Origin of the sequence: Hassallia byssoidea VB512170, from assembly GCF_000817785.2 — a bacterium.
GTDB classification, from domain to species: domain Bacteria; phylum Cyanobacteriota; class Cyanobacteriia; order Cyanobacteriales; family Nostocaceae; genus Hassallia; species Hassallia carrinoi.
Genome location: NZ_JTCM02000025.1, coordinates 1 through 18,598 on the forward strand (window position 1 = coordinate 1; position 18,598 = coordinate 18,598).

At 43.0% G+C, this 18,598-nt stretch carries 16 protein-coding genes; 7 read left to right on the forward strand and 9 right to left on the reverse strand.

Going from position 1 to position 18,598, the window contains the following annotated elements; all coding sequences use genetic code 11:
• Positions 1-504 precede the first annotated feature (504 nt).
• From PI95_RS13365 to PI95_RS13385, 5 genes are all read right to left on the reverse strand, one after another.
• Complete coding sequence (locus tag PI95_RS13365; protein WP_039741017.1) at positions 505-1,722, reverse strand: ABC transporter permease; 1,218 nt, start codon at positions 1,720-1,722, stop codon at positions 505-507.
• Between the two features lie 225 nt (positions 1,723-1,947).
• Positions 1,948-3,396, reverse strand: coding sequence for an efflux RND transporter periplasmic adaptor subunit (locus tag PI95_RS13370; protein WP_039741015.1), 1,449 nt, complete (start codon positions 3,394-3,396; stop codon positions 1,948-1,950).
• A gap of 245 nt (positions 3,397-3,641) precedes the next feature.
• A complete protein-coding gene (locus PI95_RS13375) occupies positions 3,642-3,821 on the reverse strand; it encodes a hypothetical protein (RefSeq protein ID WP_163518866.1) in 180 nt (59 codons plus the stop codon).
• The gene (locus tag PI95_RS13380) at positions 3,822-4,076 is read right to left on the reverse strand and encodes a hypothetical protein (protein ID WP_039741013.1); all 255 of its coding nucleotides are present in this window, start codon (positions 4,074-4,076) and stop codon (positions 3,822-3,824) included.
• Entirely contained in the window at positions 4,077-4,265 is a 189-nt protein-coding gene (locus PI95_RS13385; RefSeq protein WP_163518867.1) for a hypothetical protein, read from the reverse strand.
• A gap of 91 nt (positions 4,266-4,356) precedes the next feature.
• On the opposite strand from PI95_RS13385, the gene PI95_RS13390 reads away from it, so the two are divergent.
• Complete coding sequence (locus PI95_RS13390; RefSeq protein WP_039741008.1) at positions 4,357-5,235, forward strand: tetratricopeptide repeat protein; 879 nt, start codon at positions 4,357-4,359, stop codon at positions 5,233-5,235.
• Between the two features lie 367 nt (positions 5,236-5,602).
• On the opposite strand, the gene PI95_RS13395 is transcribed toward PI95_RS13390, so the two are convergent.
• Positions 5,603-6,007 carry a response regulator gene (locus PI95_RS13395; RefSeq protein ID WP_089125371.1) on the reverse strand — a complete coding sequence of 135 codons (405 nt, stop codon included), beginning with the start codon at positions 6,005-6,007 and terminating at the stop codon, positions 5,603-5,605.
• Positions 6,008-6,237: 230 nt separating this feature from the next.
• Here PI95_RS13395 and gyrA point away from each other — a divergent pair, with 230 nt between their 5' ends.
• On the forward strand, positions 6,238-8,757 hold the full coding sequence (gyrA, locus tag PI95_RS13400) for a DNA gyrase subunit A (RefSeq protein ID WP_039741006.1): 2,520 nt from the start codon (positions 6,238-6,240) through the stop codon (positions 8,755-8,757).
• A 423-nt stretch (positions 8,758-9,180) separates the two neighbouring features.
• On the forward strand, positions 9,181-9,360 hold the full coding sequence (locus PI95_RS13410; RefSeq protein WP_039741002.1) for a CAB/ELIP/HLIP family chlorophyll-binding protein: 180 nt from the start codon (positions 9,181-9,183) through the stop codon (positions 9,358-9,360).
• A gap of 183 nt (positions 9,361-9,543) precedes the next feature.
• Here the strand turns inward: PI95_RS13410 and rpoD are convergent, their stop codons facing one another.
• Both rpoD and PI95_RS13420 read right to left on the reverse strand, forming a co-directional pair.
• The gene (gene rpoD, locus PI95_RS13415) at positions 9,544-10,713 is read right to left on the reverse strand and encodes an RNA polymerase sigma factor RpoD (RefSeq protein WP_039740998.1); all 1,170 of its coding nucleotides are present in this window, start codon (positions 10,711-10,713) and stop codon (positions 9,544-9,546) included.
• A 1,579-nt stretch (positions 10,714-12,292) separates the two neighbouring features.
• Complete coding sequence (locus tag PI95_RS13420; protein ID WP_039740996.1) at positions 12,293-12,940, reverse strand: fasciclin domain-containing protein; 648 nt, start codon at positions 12,938-12,940, stop codon at positions 12,293-12,295.
• 533 nt (positions 12,941-13,473) lie between these two features.
• Between PI95_RS13420 and PI95_RS13425 the strand changes: the two genes are divergently transcribed.
• From PI95_RS13425 to ftsH3, 4 genes are all read left to right on the forward strand, one after another.
• On the forward strand, positions 13,474-14,253 hold the full coding sequence (locus PI95_RS13425) for a hypothetical protein (protein ID WP_039740994.1): 780 nt from the start codon (positions 13,474-13,476) through the stop codon (positions 14,251-14,253).
• Positions 14,254-14,309: 56 nt separating this feature from the next.
• Positions 14,310-14,480 (forward strand): hypothetical protein, encoded by a 171-nt coding sequence (locus PI95_RS13430; protein ID WP_163518868.1) that lies wholly within the window; start codon positions 14,310-14,312, stop codon positions 14,478-14,480.
• A gap of 145 nt (positions 14,481-14,625) precedes the next feature.
• Positions 14,626-15,411 (forward strand): aminotransferase class IV, encoded by a 786-nt coding sequence (locus PI95_RS13435; protein WP_039740992.1) that lies wholly within the window; start codon positions 14,626-14,628, stop codon positions 15,409-15,411.
• A gap of 112 nt (positions 15,412-15,523) precedes the next feature.
• Positions 15,524-17,362: an ATP-dependent zinc metalloprotease FtsH3 gene (ftsH3, locus tag PI95_RS13440; RefSeq protein WP_039740989.1), complete on the forward strand. Its 1,839-nt coding sequence runs from the start codon at positions 15,524-15,526 to the stop codon at positions 17,360-17,362.
• A gap of 367 nt (positions 17,363-17,729) precedes the next feature.
• Here the strand turns inward: ftsH3 and PI95_RS13445 are convergent, their stop codons facing one another.
• Positions 17,730-18,476, reverse strand: coding sequence for a Uma2 family endonuclease (locus PI95_RS13445; protein ID WP_039740986.1), 747 nt, complete (start codon positions 18,474-18,476; stop codon positions 17,730-17,732).
• Positions 18,477-18,598 lie beyond the last annotated feature (122 nt).

The window sequence follows — 18,598 nt, forward strand, 5'->3', positions numbered from 1 at the left end:
AAAAATGGACAGGCTTCATCCTTTGTGACTCGCTATCGTGTTGAGGATCTTTAAAACAAGCCTGTCCATTTTTGTCTACATGAGTGTGAAACCCCACTATCCATCCCCAGCCTGTAAGAGAGTGGGGAATTCCGTGGAATCAGTTAAAGCGTGAATAGAAATCCGTAGTAAGCACTTCAGTGCTTAAAATAAGCACGCGCATTGCTTACTACGAGTCTAATTTAAGTTCTCTGTGTGACACTTGCGTAAATCTTGACGAAACTTCGAGTTCAAAGGCTGAAACTTCGAGTTCAGAACATGAAACTTCGAGTTGAAAGGCTGAAACTTCGAGTTGAAAGGCTGAAACTTCGAGTTGAAAGGCTGAAACTTCGAGTTGAAAGGCTGAAACTTCGAGTTCAGAACATGAAACTTCGAGTTCAGAACACGAAACTTCGAGTTCAGAACACGAAATTTCAAATTTCCAAACTTACCCTTGTCTGCCAATCTTTCCATCTTGCCATTAACCTAAGCACTACGTAGCGCGACAATCGGATCGAGTTTAGCAGCGCGACGTGCGGGGACGACACCAAAGAATAAACCGATACCACCAGAAACGCCAACGGCAACAGCGATCGCTACAGGAGAAATTGACGCTTCTAAAGGAGTCAGCGCTCCTACTAGCATAATGCCACCGATACCAATTCCAGTGCCAATTAACCCACCAGCGGCTGAGAGAATTACTGCCTCAATGATGAACTGTAGCAGAATATCTTGTTGAGTTGCGCCGATCGCTTTTCGCAATCCGATTTCTTGAGTGCGTTCGGTGACGGAAACAAGCATAATATTCATGATGCCAATACCACCGACGACTAAGGAAATGCTGGAGATCGCTGCTAGCATAATTGTTAACGCACCAGTAATTTGACCGACGGTTTGCAGTGCATCCTTTTGAGCGCGGATGGTAAAATCATCTTCGTTAATTATTTTGTGTCGCAGTCGCAGCAAGTTAGTAATTTGAAACTCTGCTGCATCTACACTGTCTGAATTCTTCGCTGAAGCGACGATATAAGTTACCTCCAATCCATAAGGAGAAGTCTTCCCCACCAAGCGATTTGCTGAGGTGGTGACGGGTGTTAATGCTGCTTCATCGTAATCTGCACCTACACTCGAACCTTTAGCTGCTAGCACTCCAATTACTTGAAAGCTGGCATTTTTGATTCGCATTTGCTGCCCGATGGGGTTAGCATTACCAAAGAGTTTTTCTGCCAAATCAGCACCCAAGACAACAACTTGGTTGCTGCGCTTCATGTCTATGTCGGTGAAAAACCGTCCTAAAGCCGTTTCAAAATCGCGCACCACCAAGAACGAAGGAGTCGTACCGATAATATTGACATCGGTGTTGCGGTTGCGGTAAGTTACCACCTGCCTGCTGTTTAACTCCGCCGTCACAGCTGCTACAGTTGGGACTTGAGAAGCGATCGCTTCTGCATCTTCTAAAATTAGAGTTTTTGGCAATTCATTGGAAATGCGCTGAGTTTCTTGATTACCGGGAATTATAAATAACACGTTCGGTCCCAACGACTCGAGCTGTTTATTAACGTACTTTTGTCCACCTTGCCCGATACCAATCATCGCGATTACCGAGGCGTTACCGATGACAATACCTAACATTGTCAAGACACTACGTAACTTATTTGACAGCAGAGTTGTCCCTGCCATTTTGACACTTTCGAGAATGTTCATAAGAATTGGGAATTGGGAATTGGGAATGGGGAATGGGGCATGGGGGAGGCAGTGCGGTCTTGGGGTCTCACGCCACTCCCTACAACGGGGGAACCCCCAAGAGCGGGGTGGCGACCCAAGTAGAGCACCTGCCGTCATGGGGCATAGCGCATAGAAATACGGAAACTTCTTTTTATTCCCATTGCGATAGGGCCCATTGCGATAGGGCCCATTGCCCATTGCCCATTACTCCTCTTTTTTGTATTCTTTAGGAGGGTTAATAAAGACGCGATCGCCTGCTTTAACTCCCTCTAAAATCTGAGTTTGGTCTTTGATTTGCGAACCGATTGTGACTTCGCGAAACTGGGGTTTATTTTTTGCATCGGGTATCAACACACCCGTTTGACCTTTTTCGGTAACAATCGCCACCGTTGGTAATACCAGAGCATTTGACAGGCGATCGCCTAAGAACGTCAAATCGACATTTAAGCCAGAACGCAATTTATCTGCGCCCGTATCCAATGCAACCCGTATTTGAAAGGATGTTACACCTTGTTCTACTACTGCTTCTGGAGAAATTAGGCGTACACGTCCTTTAAAAACTTGATCTGGATAAGCATCGGCGACAATTTCCACAGGTTGTCCCTGTTTAATTCTGCCGATATCAGCTTCGGGGACTTGCGCTAGCACTTCTAAACCGCGTGCGACAGCGACAATTGAACTAGAAGTTGCTGAGGCACTACTTGAGGCAGAAGTTGTTGGGGTGACAAACGCGCCGATGTTAGCATACTTCTGGGTGACAATTCCTGCAAAAGGTGCGCGGATAATCGTCTCATCTAAATTAACTTGCTCCGCCTTCAATTGAGCTTGCGCTGATGCCACAGCTGCTTTACGCTGGGCGATAACTTCCGGACGGGTGCCATTTTCCAACAACCGCAACTGCGCTTTTGCTTCTTCTACTGCGGCTTTGCGTTGAGCGATTTCTTCGGAACGGCTACCAGCTTGTTGCAGTGATAATCGCTTTTGTGCTTCAAGCAAATTCGCTTTCGCGCTTTTATCTTCGCTGATAAATTGATCTAATTCTTGTTTTTGAACTGCTCCCTGCTGATATAAATATTGGTAACGCTTGACTTGTTCGCTACTGTAATTCGCCTTTGCTTGAGCTGCATCTACCAAAGCTTGAGCTTGAGCAACTTCTTGAGGACGATTTCCCGCTTGTGCTTGGGCTAATTGCGCTTGGGCTTGTGATAAACGCGCTTTCGATTGATCGATTTCTTGAGGACGACTTCCGGCTTGTGCTTCGGCTAACTGAGCCTGAGATTGAGCTAAAGAAGCGCGAAATTGCTGGATTCTTGCTTGAATGTCTGCACTATCCATCCGGGCAAGAATTTGTCCTGCTTGGACGCGATCGCCTTGCTCAACATACAATTGTTTTAAGGTTCCCGGATTTTTCGGGCTAATATTCACGCTTTGAACTGGTACAACCTTACCACTAGTGGTAATCCGCAAAGTAACGTTTTTCGCTGACACTGGCACAGTTAATTGCGTAATATCCTCTTTGCGTGTACCCTGATTTACAAAGGTGTATGTCGTCGTTGCGCCAGCAACCACCACACCAGCAGCCATCAGCCCAATCAGCCAGCGGAATGGATTCTTTACTTTACCAAATATGGGGACTTCTATTTGCGTAGTCATATATAGCCTGTAAAAAATGATGCGGGTTGGCGGTTGATAAGCGCTTCAACAACTTGAGGAAGTTACCAATCAAAAGTTGTATAAGGGTAATTTTCAGCTCTTTGTCTTAGGCAAGATTAATTGTCTGTGGTGCGGCAAATCGAGAATTCCGTGATTACGTTCGTAAAAGATAATTTACATTAACTTAAGTTTTTTATCATATTAACCTTATATACTTACAAATCACTTCACCTGAACGGGTGACTTTAATCATGAGTAATCAGTCTGGAGACTGGGGAATGGGGAATGGGTAATGGGTAATGGGTAATGGGGAATGGGGAATGGGTAATGGGGAATGGGTAATGGGGAATGGGGAATGGGGAATGGGGAATGGGGAATGGGTAAGAATTCGTTCTCTCGTTCCTAGCCTCTGGCAAGGAATGCATTCAGTGGGCTGCTGCCTCGACTGTTAGTAATAAAGGCACAAGCTTTAAAAACTGCATTTTTTGGCTCTGCCAGGAAACTTCGAGTTCTGAACACGAAACTTGAGCTTCTGAACACGAAACTTGAGCTTCTGAACACGAAACTTGAGCTTCTGAACATGAAACTTCGAGTTCTGAACATGAAACTTCGAGTTCTGAACATGAAACTTCGAGTTCTGAACATGAAACTTGAGCTTCTGAACATGAAACTTTAAGCATTTAACTGGGAATGTCTCGTTCTACACTTAAACACCAATGCCCGATGCCCAATGCCCCATGCCCAATGCCCAATGCGAGCGTGCCCGATGCCCGATGCCCAATGCGAGCGTGCCCAATGCCCAATGCGAGCGTGCCCAATGCCCAATGCGAGCGTGCCCAATGCCCAATGCGAGCGTGCCCAATGCCCAATGCCCAACTCCAAAATTTAGCTGTCGCTCAGAGCTTAGATCGTTTAAGCTAGCTGAAAGAATCTTTAGATTTATGGTTAAGAGGCGTTAGTGTGCCCAAATTAGTTCGATTAATTTCGCTTTTAGTTGCCTGTGGTTTCTGGAGTTTGCCTTATAAAGCTCATGCACAGGCATTGATTCCTCATACACTGCAACTTGATACAGCTAAATTGGAGCAGCAGGGGTTGAGTCTGGCACAAGAAGCGGCTCAACTAGCGCAGTTTCAACAGACGGAAATGGCTTTACCCAGAGCAAGGCTGGCAACTCAACTTGCTCCTAAGAATGATAAAGTATGGTTTCTCTTAGGTGGCTTGTATTTGCAAAACAAGCAGTTGGATACGGCGATCGCTGCTTTAAATAAGGCACAATCTCTCAACCCGAAGAATGCTGACGTTCAGTTTGCTTTGGGTTCAGCTAATTTTCAGCAGCAAAAGTACCAAGCTGCGGCTGAGTATTATCAAGCGGGTTTGAAGTTAAAACCCAATGACTCAGAGGGATTGTTTGATTTAGGGAATGCCTACTATAAGCTGAGTAGATTTCCAGAAGCGATCGCCCAATACAATAAAGCAGTAGCCGCTGACAAAAAATTCTGGCCCGCGATTAACAACGTCGGGTTAATTAACTACGAACAGGGCAATATCCCCGGCGCAATTAAGCAATGGCAAACGGCTGTTGCCCTAGAAAAACAAGCCGCAGAACCTTTATTAGCATTGGCAGTGGCACTGTATACTAAAGGCGATCGCGCTTCCGGTTTGGCAATGGGAGAAGCTGCAATGCGAATCGACGAGCGCTATGGTGATTTGACTTTCCTGAAGGAGAATCTCTGGGGCGATCGCTTGCTCGCTGATACGAAGAAATTCCTCGAATTACCTCGCATTCAAGCCGCCCGCCAGCCAAAGCAAACCCCGTCAGTCAATAGACAGCCGCAATAAGAGGGAGAGGGGGGGACAAGGAGAGGGGGGACAAGGAGGACAAGGAGGACAAGGGAGACAGAGGGACAAAAAAAATAATTCTTTCCCCCATCTCCCCATCTCCCCATCTCCCCATCTCCCCATCTCCCCATCTCCCCCACTCCCCTTGGGCTAAACCTGGACAAATATGGACAGGCTTCATCAAAAAATAGTCGTGAAGGATCGATGATCTACAAAACAAGCCTGTCCATATTTGTCTATTATTTGTGAAACCCCACTCCCAATCCCCCCTTGCTTAAAAGCACCATTTAACAGTACATATATACTAAAGTGTGAAAAGTAAACAGTCGCCCAACATATTGACGGGCGACGGTTACTAAATAAATTGTCAATTGTCCTGTTTGGGTAGCAGTGCGATGATTTGATCGACAAATTGTTGATGGTCAACAACTGGTTTAGAGATGTAACCATCAGCACCGCTTTGCTTGAGAAAGTTCTCGCGATCGCCTTCCATCGCGTGTGCCGTTACCAAAATAACAGGTAAATTTGCTGTTTGTGGATCTGATTTCAACATTTGTGTAATCTTGATACCATCAACAGACTTACCTTGGTAAACACTTCTTGAGAGAGAAACATCCATCAAAATAATGTCTGCTTCACCGGAAGAGGCAATTTTCATTACCTCTTCCACATTTTCAGTATGTTTTACCTCCAAGCCACCGCGCTTGGTCAAAATTTTGGAAAAAACACGAGCATTAATCAGATCGTCTTCGACAATCAAAACAGTTTTCATGAGAATTTAACTTATAGAGGTGAGGGAACTTACCACGTCGATCAAAACAGTTGTCTGTCTACTTTAAAAAAATCAATGTGTATCTCCGTCGTATGACCGATAATACTACTGATTTTTGCCTTATGAGTGTCAAGATTTTGTGTTTGATTTCATTTCATCCGTTATGCTGTGGTTGCTGCTGTGTTCATTTATAGAGATTTTTGTGTAGTGAAAATTCAGGGAAAAAACTCATGGCAAAACAGTTAAATCTTCTCCCAACGGGACAGGTAATCACCACAGCCCTGCACACGGAGATGCAACGGTCTTACCTAGAATATGCCATGAGTGTGATTGTCGGGCGGGCGTTACCAGACGTGCGTGATGGCTTAAAACCAGTGCATCGGCGTATTTTGTATGCGATGCACGAACTCGGTTTAACCCCTGACAGACCCTATCGTAAGTGCGCTCGTGTAGTCGGAGACGTACTCGGTAAATATCATCCCCACGGCGACCAATCGGTTTATGACGCTTTGGTTCGGTTGGTGCAGGATTTTTCTAGTCGGTATCCCTTATTGGCAGGACATGGCAACTTTGGCAGTGTGGATAACGACCCACCCGCAGCGATGCGCTACACAGAAACGCGCCTTGCAGCCATTAGCCATGAGGGAATGCTGACAGAAATTGGTGAAGAAACGGTGGAATTTATCGGTAACTTCGATAATTCCCAACAAGAACCGACAGTGTTACCGGCGCAGTTGCCGTTCTTGTTGCTAAATGGCTGTGCGGGTATTGCGGTCGGGATGGCAACAAATATTCCACCGCACAACTTAGGGGAAGTAGTTGATGGGTTAATTGCCTTAATCGACAATCCCGATTTAAGTGATGAAAAATTATTTCAGCTAATTCCGGGTCCAGATTTTCCCACCGGCGGGGAAATCATTGGTGATGCTGGCATTCGCGAGGCATACAGCACAGGTAAGGGTGGTATTGTGCTGCGAGGAGTTGCCCAAATAGAGGAAATTGCACCTGTTAGGGGTAGCAAACGGCGAACAGCAATTATCATTACGGAATTGCCTTATCAAGTGAATAAGGCAGCTTGGATTGAGAAAGTAGCGGAATTAGTCAATCAAGGTCGCTTGCAAGGAATTTCCGATCTGCGGGATGAAAGCGATCGCGAAGGTATGCGCGTAGTCATTGAACTCAAACGCGATACTAATCCCCAAGATGTTCTTGGGCATTTATATCACCAAACCGCTCTGCAAACTAATTTTGGGGCAATTCTTTTAGCGATCGTTGATGGACAACCGCGCCAGCTTAGTTTGCGTCATTTGTTGCAGGAATTTTTAAGTTTCCGCGAACACACTCTTAATCGGCGTTACAGCCACGAGTTAGAAAAAGCACAAAATCGCTTACATTTGCTCGACGGCTTGCTCAAAGCATTATCTAACTTAGATGATGTAATTGAAATTTTGCGGCAAGCGGCTGATGGTGCTAGCGCAAAAATCGATCTGTGTAGCCTGCTTGATTTGACTGAAGTCCAAGCAGATGCCATTTTAGCAATGCCGTTGCGACGTCTCACCAGTTTAGAACAGCAAAATTTACAGCGGGAGTTTGAGCAATTAGCTGAGGAAATTGAATTATTACAACGGTTGCTTAACGACAGAAAAGAGTTACTTAAAGCGCTGAAAAAAGACTTGCGTACTCTCAAGCGCAAGTACAGCGATGCTCGTCGTACCAAGCTTTTGGCTCTTGATACCCAGACAAAGGGACAAGAAGACAAGGAGACAAGGAGACAAGGAGACAAAGAAGAAAATTTAAAATCCAAAATCGAAAATCCAAAATCCGAAGAACCTGTAGAAGAAGTTGTTTTAGAGTTTAGCCACCGGGGGTATGTGCGCCGCACTCAGCCATCAGCTAAAAAGCCGAAAGCTGACAACGGTTTGTCGGATAATGACTTTATTATCCAAACAGCAGTAACTGATACAGACAAAGAGTTAATGGTGTTAACTAGTGGTGGTAAAGTCTACCCTGTGAACGTGGGAGACATTCCCCCAACTACTGGACGTTCTCCACGGGGAAAACCGCTGATAACCATGCTCAGTAGTACCGCTCAAGGCTCTCAAGAAGCTGTTATCAACCGCTTTGTACTGCCAGAAAACGCCGAAACCTCGCAAATGATTCTTTTGACAAAGCAGGCACGAATTAAGCGCCTTTCCCTAGGGGAATTTACTAACCTGACTCGTCGCGGAATTACAATTTTAAAACTGAAAGACGATGATGAATTGTTATTTAGCCAATTCACTACTCCTGGAGAACATCTAATTGTTGCCAGTTCCGGTGGGCGATTGTTGCGGTTTCCGGTAAATGATGAACAATTAGCGATTATGGGTCGTACTGCTGTCGGGTTGCAAGCATTACGGCTGTTGAAACATCAGCAAATGGTCGGCTGTGTAACATTTGCCAAGGATAGTAATTTGTTGTTGGTTACTGAAGAAGGATATGCCAAACGAATACCGGTGAAGGAGTTTAAACTAGCTAATCGGGGTGATTTGGGTACGCAAGCGCTGAAGTTTAAAAGTAAAACTGACAACCTAGCTGGTATGGTAATGGCGATCGCTTCTTCTGAAGTAGCGCTAGTAACAAATCGAGAGCGGGTAGTGCGTCTAAGTGTAGAAACAGTGCCTTTGTTAGGCAGAGATGCTACCGGTGAAAGCGTTCTTCAGCTTAACCGCGATGAAAAAATCATCACCGTTGCCCAAGTCTATTCGTGAACTACTAAATCCACAAAACTTACCTCACTAGTAGAGACGTTCTGGATCGAACGTCTCTTCTGTTGTTAAATGCTAATTATTACTAATACTTCAAAGGACTGTGTACAGCAGCATTCACACAGAATATCAAAGATTAGGTAAAAAAGTCTTAATATCTGACACCATAACAGATATACTAATTGAAATAATATCTCAATAAATCTAATTAGTTGTGACAAAGCAAAACTGAAGCGCTTTGTAACCTCAGCCTTAAAAATTCACGTTCAAGTGGATTTCTTAGTCTGTTCTCAATATCAGCGATCGCTATCAAAGTCAATAAAATATCACAAGATTTGAAATATTATGTTGCATCTTAGAAAAAGATTGTTATATTAGTTTACATAGAGTAACAAAGTTTCGTAAATCCACTTTGGAGTGCCAACCATGCAAAACACAACAAAAGTTTCCGCCCCCGTAATGGACGATCGCAATGCTTGGCGTTGGGGCTTCACCCCACAAGCAGAAATTTGGAACGGTCGCTTGGCAATGATTGGCTTTTTAGCCGCCGCTTTAATTGAGATATTCTCTGGTGAAGGTTTCCTGCACTTCTGGGGCATCCTGTAATATTTAAAACGATAAATATCTTAATAAATAAAAAACCTGGGAGTGTTAATTCACTTCCAGGTTTTTTACAATTTTTAGTCAATAGTCCAGAGTCCATAGTCAAGAGTAAATAGTCGAAGTATTGTTGACTTTTGACTTTTGACTCTTGACTGTTGACTGTTGACTCTTAACTCTAAATCTTAACTACCTAATATATTCCTTGAGAACGCTGTTGCGATTTGGGTGGCGTAACTTGCGGAGTGCTTTCGCCTCAATTTGACGAATTCGTTCGCGGGTGACGTTGAAAATTTGTCCAATTTCTTCTAAAGTCTTCATGCGACCGTCATCTAAACCGTAGCGCAGTCTGAGAACGTCGCGTTCGCGGGGGCTAAGACTGTCGAGGACTTTTTCTAGGTCTTCGCGCAGAAGATTTTTGGAAACTTGGTCTTCTGGGGTTTCGCCATCTGACTCAATAAAATCGCCGAGTCGAGAATCTTCTTCTTTGCCAATAGGCGTTTCTAAAGAAATCGGCAGTTGTGCAGATTTAGCAATAAACCGCAGCTTCTCAATAGTCATTTCCATACGAGTAGCGATTTCTTCTTCAGTGGGTTTGCGACCCATTTCTTGAGAAAGCAGCTTGGTGGTTTTCTTAATCCGAGAGATGGTTTCGTAAAGATGAACCGGAAGTCGGATAGTGCGAGATTGATCGGCGATCGCACGAGTAATTGCTTGACGAATCCACCACGTAGCGTATGTAGAAAACTTATAACCTTTTTCGTGGTCAAACTTTTCGGCAGCGCGAATCAAACCTAGGCTACCTTCCTGAATTAAGTCTTGGAAGGACAAGCCACGATTCATATACTTCTTGGCAATTGAAACTACTAAGCGCAGGTTAGATTGCACCATCTTATCTTTCGCCCTGCGACCGACATGTAGGCGATAACGAAATGCTGGTAGCGGCAGTTGCACTGCTTCTGCCCATTCGCTGTCCTTCGGATCGCGATCCAACTGATCTAAAAGTTTTTCGCGTGCTCTTTCTAATTCCAGTAAGTCGGCAATCTTTCGTGCCAATTCAATTTCTTCATCTGCCCGAAGAAGGCGAATACGACCAATTTCTTGCAAGTAAAGCCGAATCGAATCTTCGGTATAATGCTTTTTCTTGCTTTGGGTCCGGCGACGCGATTTAGCGGCTTTCCCAGACTTTGCGTCGTCCTCATCAGACTGAGGCTCTAAAAATTCATCGTCGCCTTCATCGTTAATAAGCAAGTCCTCTTCATCCTCGATTAAGAGTTCTTCTAACTCGAGCTCAGGCTGATTCATTATTTCTAGGTCAGGCTGATAAATGCTTTCGAGTACGTTGTTAGCCTGGTTCATGCCGCGTTCCTCATGCTCCTTGCAGAATCAATTCAGGAAAGATGTTTTTACTGCTCTTATAAATGAGCTTTTTGACAAGCGAAAATACAGGGCTTAAAGAAAGCCACTAATATTTCCGGAATCTTTACGCCTCCCAAGGGAGGTATTTGTAGCTTAAGTGCGAAGCCGCCGTTTCAACCGACTTCTGATGATGAAACTAAACGCCATAAGTGTTGCTGTTACACATCACTTTTGACTAACTGGTCTAAAAAAGACTCATCTTTCTAAAAAACTCACCACTCCATATAAAACTAATATGACTGTTGGGAGATGTTTATGTAAAGACTGTTCCGATTGTAGCCTGTTTCACAGAAATTGCACTCTTTTTGTGTAATTACAATGAAGTCTTTAAGTAAAGTTGAGCCTGTTCCACCTAAAAAGTATTGAAAAAAGTAATTATACCCTTAAATTTTGCCAAATCTTTTTCGGATTTACAGTGGCATTATCATTACATTCAAACTGAGGTATACTTGCCTTTCTCTAATTTCTAAGTATGATGTAAAACATTAGCTACTTAGAAACCGTGCATTTAATGTTAACTCAGTTTAGATGTTTGAGTGCAGCCCTTTTTACATTTACTTCATATCTTACTGAGTGATAATTTGCGTAAACTAGACATCGCCTTAAAGCTAAACAGTTGAGATGCTATGAGTGCTTCATCAAGCTTGTTGTTTTTATGATTGATTAAGCTTACCCACTTGCATTAGTTTCCGAACTGAACAGTTGTGTTGCTCATATTCAAGCACTCAACTGGCTTTTTTCCAATCACCTAAACTGAGGAGTTAAGGTATTGGGCAGAATCAGCGCTTTCTCAATTCGGTCTTAATCACACCTTAGCGCAAGAAGTGAGATTTCAGCCTTATGAAACTTGACAAACTGTTCTTATTGTATACAACGATATTTTAATCAATTCACAAAAGATTTGACACATAAGATTATAGATATTAGCCTACAAAGGGTCAAAACTGCATGACATTTATGCGAAATTGTCACTTGTGCTACAGCAGATGAAGATATTAACAAGTTTTTCACAAGCTGCTGGAGAGCGCTTAAAAGCCAGAAATTTGAGCCAAGAGCAAGGACTAGGGTCATTTATACGGCTTTATCGCATTACTTCTTTGTAGATGCTTTGGTGAAGCTGCGACTACTAAACTTTAGACTACTTCCATCGCTCCTATTAGAGCCTCAGTAGTAGGGCTACCTAACTTGCACTAAATTTAACCAAATTACGGAAAATCATGAATCCTTTCCGAAAAAACTTGACAAAAAATCCTTTTTGTGAATTAGTTTAGATTTCTGCTTGCCTTATTTTTCAGCTTCAAAAGTTCAACTGGCAGGGTAAATGACATTTAAATGGTTAAACATAACAATTAACTAAAGTGCGTTAGTAAAACTATTTAATAAGAATTTTTCTCAAACAAAATTTTTGTGTACTTCTTTTAAAACCAAGGCACGAAAAAGCCCCCAGTTATTGCTGCGAAGCGTAAACAGGGGGTTATTTAGTTGGCTTAACTATATTTGCGCTGACGGTGCTTAAGACTTACTTAAAATTGGGTGGCAGAATTACTTTGTCAACTACATGCACAATGCCATTGCTAGCGGGAATGTCAGCTTGAACGACTTTAGCACCGTTGACTGTGACTGAGTTGCTGGCACTATCAACTTTTACTGTCACAGGAGTACCCTCTACTGTTTTGACTTGTCCAGATGTTAGCTGGCTAGAGGTGACTTGCCCGGGTACAACATGATATCCCAAAAGCTTGACTAATTTTGATTTGTTTTCTGGCTTGAGGAGTTTGTCTACAGTACCTTTTGGTAATGCGGCAAAAGCAGCATCAGTAGGTGCAAATACTGTGTAAGGTCCTTTCCCAGTCAATTGTTCAGTTAAGCCTGCGGCTTGTACTGCCTTTGTTAAAGTTGTAAATGAACCCTGACTGGCTGCTGTCTGTGCCAATTCTCCCAAATTTTGGTTTGCAGTTGTGCCTGCGGGTGTTGGTGAGGCAGAAGGAACGGTAGTTGCTGGAGTTTCCGTTGTTGTCGGGGGAAGGGTTGTCTGAGTTTCTGTAGCGGGAGGAACTGTTGGATTTTCGGCAACCGGCTGGTTGTTACAGGCAGACAGAGCAACAAGACTGCCTACACTAATTGCACTGAACAATACTTTTGCTAAAATGCTGTTACTCTTTTTCATGGTCTGACCAAAAATCAAGATAAATTAACAACTATTTAAAAATTTTAATAATTGTCAGAACTAATCCCTCAGCCTAGCGAGGTAGTTTTTCAAAATATCTAGACAATCTGACCAAAAGGTGTAGAAAAAAATAAGCATGAAAGTTAGTGCCAAATCTCTATTACCAGAACGGTGGCAATGGCTGCTAGGTGGAGCGATCGCCATGCTCACTGCTAGCACTTTGGATTGGATTCAACCTTAGAACCAACAGTACCATAACAGGGCGATCGCTCAAAATCGTTCTTTGCAGTTCTCATGGGTACTGTATTTCTGCCAACGGGCAAGGAACCACTTTTCTCTCTTGAGCTTTTGGTTGATGCATCTACATCTGTCTGTTGTTTGGAAACGCCATCTCAATTATCTTTAATCAAGGCTCCTAAGTAAATAAGCGAACATTCTCTGGCGTAAATAAAATTTTTCACACATAACGTGTTATTTAAGTTGTATTTATGGGAACTATATATCTGTAGTTTGATTATTTTTCAACAACCAGAATGTTCTCTTTATCTCGTCAAAGTGTGACTACTTTTTTTCTAATTTTTTTGTGCATCATCGGAGTTGGATTAATCCAATTTACGCGACTGCAAAAACATAACAGTAGCAATATTGCATCTTTCAAAATCGAAAAAAAAATTAAATCAGAAAAATTACGTCTTATGTTTCTGAAAAATATGCCCAGTTTCGGCTATAAAAACTTAATTGCCGATTGGGTATATCTCGATTTTTTGCAATACTTTGGTGATGATGAAATTCGCGAAAAAACAGGTTACAGTCTCAGTCCAGAATATTTTGAAGTCATTTTGGGAAACGATCCGCGATTTTTAACAGCTTATATTGGTCTTTCTACTAGTACTTCTATGTATGCTGCTATGCCAAAAAGGTCTGTTGCCTTAATGGAAAAAAGTTTAAAGTCACTATCTCCTTGGGTTCCAGAAAAATCTTATTATGTGTGGCGTTATAAAGGAATTGATGAGTTATTATTTTTAGGTAATTCGACCGCCGCAAGACAATCTTTTGAAACGGCGGCAAACTGGGCGAATAACTATTCAGATGAAGAAAGTAAACAAGTTATAACTATTTCTCAAAAAACTGCTGATTTTCTCAGTCATAATCCTGATAGCAAACATGCTCAAATTGCTTCATGGGCAATGGTTTTAAATAATCATGTTGATGAGAAAACCCGTAAAATAGCAATTGGACAAATCGAAGCTTTGGGAGGAAAGGTAATCAGTACTCCTCAAGGAAATCAAATTAAGTTTCCGAAGAAAGATTGAATAGTGGTTGGTGGTTGGTTGTTGGTGGTTGGTGGTTGGTGGTTGGTGGTTAGTTGTTGGTAGTTGGTGGTTGGTGGTTGGTGGTTAGTTGTTTGTGGTTGGTGGTTGGTGGTTGGTGGTTAGTTGTTGGTGGTTGGTCGTTGGTTGTTATACCAATTATCTGTGATGTTGCGTTTTATTCGCCTCAGGCTGGAAGCCTGGGGCTAAACGAACTAAGCCATGACTAGCGGGCTTGTTAAGAACATTTTTACAGAGAATTGGTATTAGTTGCTAATATGAACTAATAACTACTAACTACTAACTACTAACCTCTAACCTCTAACTACTAACTTATAACTACTAACCTCTAACTTATAACTACTAACGCTTGCTTTGTTTTGGTATAACGGCAAATTAATTGAGTCTCAAACTCTGGAGTTAGCAATTGACGATCCGGGGTTACTTTATGGAGCGACGGTTTTTACTACGCTGCGGGTTTATGGCAAGCTGGATAGTAGTTTAACTAATTGGGTGTCACATTGCGATCGCCTGCAATTTAGTTTACAAACTTTTGGTTGGCAGCAACCAGACTGGAAGCGTCTGCGTCAAGGCGCAGAACTTATCATGGCACACTTTCCTATTCTGAGAATTACTGTCTTTCCTGATGGACGAGAGTGGATAACTGGCAGATTATTAATCCCGGATTTGACTTATAAGCAAATAAATGGTATTGAATGCACCGTTTCCATACCGGAATATTATCGCAGTCTTGCGATTCACAAAACTGGAAATTACCTGAGTGCTTGGTTGGCAAAAAATAGCGCTCAAAAGTTGAATGCTCAAGAAACAATTTTAGTTTCAAAAGCGGGAAATTGGTTAGAAACGAGTACCGGCAATCTTTGGGGATGGCTTGATGGCTGTTGGCGGACGCCTCCAACAGAGGGAATTTTGCCAGGAATTATGCGTGAGAAATTGATAAATTACCTTCACACTCAGCAGCAAGTGGTGAGAGAGGAACCTTGGACACCAGAGTTAGTCAAAAAATTTGAGGCGATCGCTTACAGTAATTGTGTAGTCGAACTTATCCCCATCCACACCGTCATTCAGCCGACAGGAAAGCTAGAATATGATCCCAGGCATCCGATTTTTCAGCAATTGCGGCAACTTTTTCTAGCATGAGGGTGCGGAAATCTGATATACCTTAAGATAAGTTAACATAATTCTTATAATGCCCTCTCCTAACAGAGATGCACTTGCCTTCGCACAAAAAGTATTGGAGGATTGACCGAGCGTGAATAAAAGATGGAGAAATGCGGGGCTGTACGCGCTGCTTTTTATTGTTGTCATAGCTTTAGGAACAGCATTCTTTGACAAACAACCCCAAAGCAGAGAAACATGGCGTTACAGTCAGTTTATTCAAGAAGTTGAAAACAATAACGTTGCAAAAGTCAGTTTAAGTGCAGATCGGTCTACGGCTCTTGTCAAGTCGAATCAAGGAACCCAGTTTATAGTCACCTTGGTCAACGATCCAGACCTGATCAATACTCTCACCGCAAAAAACGTTGATATTTCTGTTTTGCCGCAAACCGATGAAGGATTTTGGTTTAAGGCACTCAGCAGCTTATTTTTCCCAGTATTGCTTTTAGTTGGCTTATTCTTTCTACTGCGTCGTGCCCAAAATGGTCCGGGTAGCCAAGCAATGAACTTTGGTAAGTCTAAAGCCAGAGTGCAAATGGAGCCACAAACCCAAGTAACCTTTGGTGATGTTGCGGGTATCGACCAAGCGAAGCTGGAATTAAACGAAGTTGTAGACTTTCTCAAAAACGCCGATCGCTTTACCGCAGTTGGTGCAAAAATTCCTAAAGGTGTGCTGCTAGTTGGTCCTCCCGGTACAGGTAAAACTTTACTAGCTCGTGCTGTAGCCGGGGAAGCGGGTGTTCCCTTCTTCTCCATCTCTGGTTCCGAGTTCGTAGAAATGTTCGTGGGTGTAGGTGCTTCCCGCGTGCGTGACTTGTTCGAGCAAGCTAAATCTAATGCTCCGTGTATCGTCTTCATCGATGAAATTGACGCTGTAGGTCGTCAGCGGGGTGCAGGTTTAGGCGGTGGTAACGATGAGCGCGAACAAACCCTCAACCAGTTGCTGACCGAAATGGACGGCTTTGAGGGCAACACCGGCATTATCATTATTGCTGCTACCAACCGTCCGGATGTATTGGATGCAGCATTGTTGCGTCCGGGTCGCTTTGACCGTCAAGTTGTGGTGGATCGTCCTGATTACGGCGGACGCAGTGAAATTCTCAAAGTTCATGCTCGTGGCAAGACTTTGGCGAAGGATGTGGACTTGGATAAAATTGCCCGTCGTACTCCTGGTTTCACCGGTGCGGATTTGTCCAACTTGTTGAATGAAGCGGCAATTTTGGCAGCACGACGCAATTTGACGGAAATTTCAATGGATGAAATCAACGACGCGATCGACCGCGTGTTGGCAGGTCCAGAGAAGAAAGACCGAGTAATGAGCGAAAAGCGCAAGACATTGGTAGCATACCACGAAGCCGGTCACGCTTTAGTTGGTGCTTTGATGCCAGATTATGACCCAGTGCAAAAAATTAGCATTATTCCTCGCGGTCGTGCAGGTGGTTTAACTTGGTTTACCCCCAGCGAAGACCGGATGGACACTGGTTTATACAGCCGCGCTTATTTGGAAAATCAGATGGCTGTAGCTTTGGGTGGTCGGATTGCTGAAGAAATTATCTTTGGTGAAGAGGAAGTGACTACAGGTGCTTCTAACGACTTGCAACAAGTAGCGCGTGTTGCTCGGCAGATGATAACACGATTTGGCATGAGCGATCGCTTGGGTCCAGTTGCCCTCGGTCGTCAGCAAGGTAATATGTTCCTCGGTCGGGATATCATGTCAGAGCGCGATTTCTCGGAAGAAACCGCTGCTGCCGTTGATGAAGAAGTCCGCAAACTTGTGGATGTAGCTTATCAACGTGCTAAAGATGTTTTGGTTAGCAACCGCCACATTCTCGACCTCATCGCGCAAATGCTGGTTGATAAGGAAACTGTGGATGCTGATGAGTTGCAAGAAATTCTCGCGAACAACGATGTAAAAACCGCTGCGTTTGCGTAATTCAGTAGAGACGTTCCACACCGAACATTCAGTAGAGACGTTCCACACCGAACGTCTGTACACGAGTTAATTAACAATTCATAACTTTTGATAGGGTAATTTTGGTACTTTCCATTACCCTATTTTTTTAGTATCAAAAAGTAGAATAGGCTGAAGTACAAAAATATAAGCGATCGATATTAGTTGAGCTTCTTGAAGTAATATAGCGGTTAAGAGTTGTGTACAAATACGCGCTAATTTCACCTTTTAGGAGAATTGCTATAGAGGTGGTATCTATTAGACCTATCCTTAATATAAACAGATAAATTTTACCAGCATCTCAAATGGAAGTTGGTGAAAAAGCTTGTAAACTGCCTTTGTAATGTCTCTAAAGGCTATTTGGATCTACGCCCATAGCCCGCAGCCTTTCTGCTAGTAATTGGGCACGTTGTTCAGCTTCGGAAACACGTTGTTCAGCTTCGGAAACACGTTGTTCAGCTTCAAAAGCACGTTGTTCAGCTTCAAAAGCGCGTTCATCACCAGTTAGCAAAATATTCCCATCTTTGTAACACCAACGCAACCAAATATCTTGTCTACCTTCAAATTCTCCTTCCCAAAGAGTCAAACCTAAACCAACTTGTTCTAACCAAGTTTCTGTAGTTTCAAAATAACGCCTTCCTCTAAGTTCATAAATGCGTAGCGGTTGTCCTAATTGCTGAGTGGGGTCATATACAATGTAGTAACTCACCCGCATGTGTTCATAAATTTCTAGTTTTCTCCCTAATTCATCACCTTCTTTATTTGAGACAATTTCAATTGCAACTTCTGGGGGTTTACCAAAACGCCAAACCATGTAACAACGATTTTGCTTTTCCCACCAATTTTGAGGAACTTGTACATCTAAGCTGAGGAAAATATCGGGTACAATGGGAGGCTCACCGTCTGTATGATAAATGCCGACATTAGCAGCGGCTAGGAAAATTTGATTTTGTTGAGAACTATAAAGAGAACCGACTGAAAGGCGTTGTTGTTTTTCGGAAGCGAAATTATCCACAGGCTTATCATCTTCAGTGACTAGCTGGTTAGCATCTGGCACGTAGTAATCATCATTATTGATTAAAAGTTGCTCAACCATAAATTTATCTACAAATTTCAAGTGTTATTTCTAGGTTAGTTGATTAAAAAGTAAAAGTGCGATTAGCCTTTATGCTTTAAGCTTTGCTTATCGCACTTTCTGTATTCGGATAATATGGAATA

What these genes read in the sequence shown, in the direction of transcription:
- PI95_RS13365 (WP_039741017.1), bottom strand. Translation starts at nt 1,722, where the DNA reads ATGAACATTCTCGAAAGTGTCAAAATGGCAGGGACAACTCTGCTGTCA.
- PI95_RS13370 (WP_039741015.1), bottom strand. Translation starts at nt 3,396, where the DNA reads ATGACTACGCAAATAGAAGTCCCCATATTTGGTAAAGTAAAGAATCCA.
- PI95_RS13375 (WP_163518866.1), bottom strand. Translation starts at nt 3,821, where the DNA reads ATGCATTCCTTGCCAGAGGCTAGGAACGAGAGAACGAATTCTTACCCA.
- PI95_RS13380 (WP_039741013.1), bottom strand. Translation starts at nt 4,076, where the DNA reads ATGCTTAAAGTTTCATGTTCAGAAGCTCAAGTTTCATGTTCAGAACTC.
- PI95_RS13395 (WP_089125371.1), bottom strand. Translation starts at nt 6,007, where the DNA reads ATGAAAACTGTTTTGATTGTCGAAGACGATCTGATTAATGCTCGTGTT.
- gyrA (WP_039741006.1), top strand. Translation starts at nt 6,238, where the DNA reads ATGGCAAAACAGTTAAATCTTCTCCCAACGGGACAGGTAATCACCACA.
- PI95_RS13410 (WP_039741002.1), top strand. Translation starts at nt 9,181, where the DNA reads ATGCAAAACACAACAAAAGTTTCCGCCCCCGTAATGGACGATCGCAAT.
- rpoD (WP_039740998.1), bottom strand. Translation starts at nt 10,713, where the DNA reads ATGAACCAGGCTAACAACGTACTCGAAAGCATTTATCAGCCTGACCTA.
- PI95_RS13420 (WP_039740996.1), bottom strand. Translation starts at nt 12,940, where the DNA reads ATGAAAAAGAGTAACAGCATTTTAGCAAAAGTATTGTTCAGTGCAATT.
- PI95_RS13425 (WP_039740994.1), top strand. Translation starts at nt 13,474, where the DNA reads ATGTTCTCTTTATCTCGTCAAAGTGTGACTACTTTTTTTCTAATTTTT.
- PI95_RS13445 (WP_039740986.1), bottom strand. Translation starts at nt 18,476, where the DNA reads ATGGTTGAGCAACTTTTAATCAATAATGATGATTACTACGTGCCAGAT.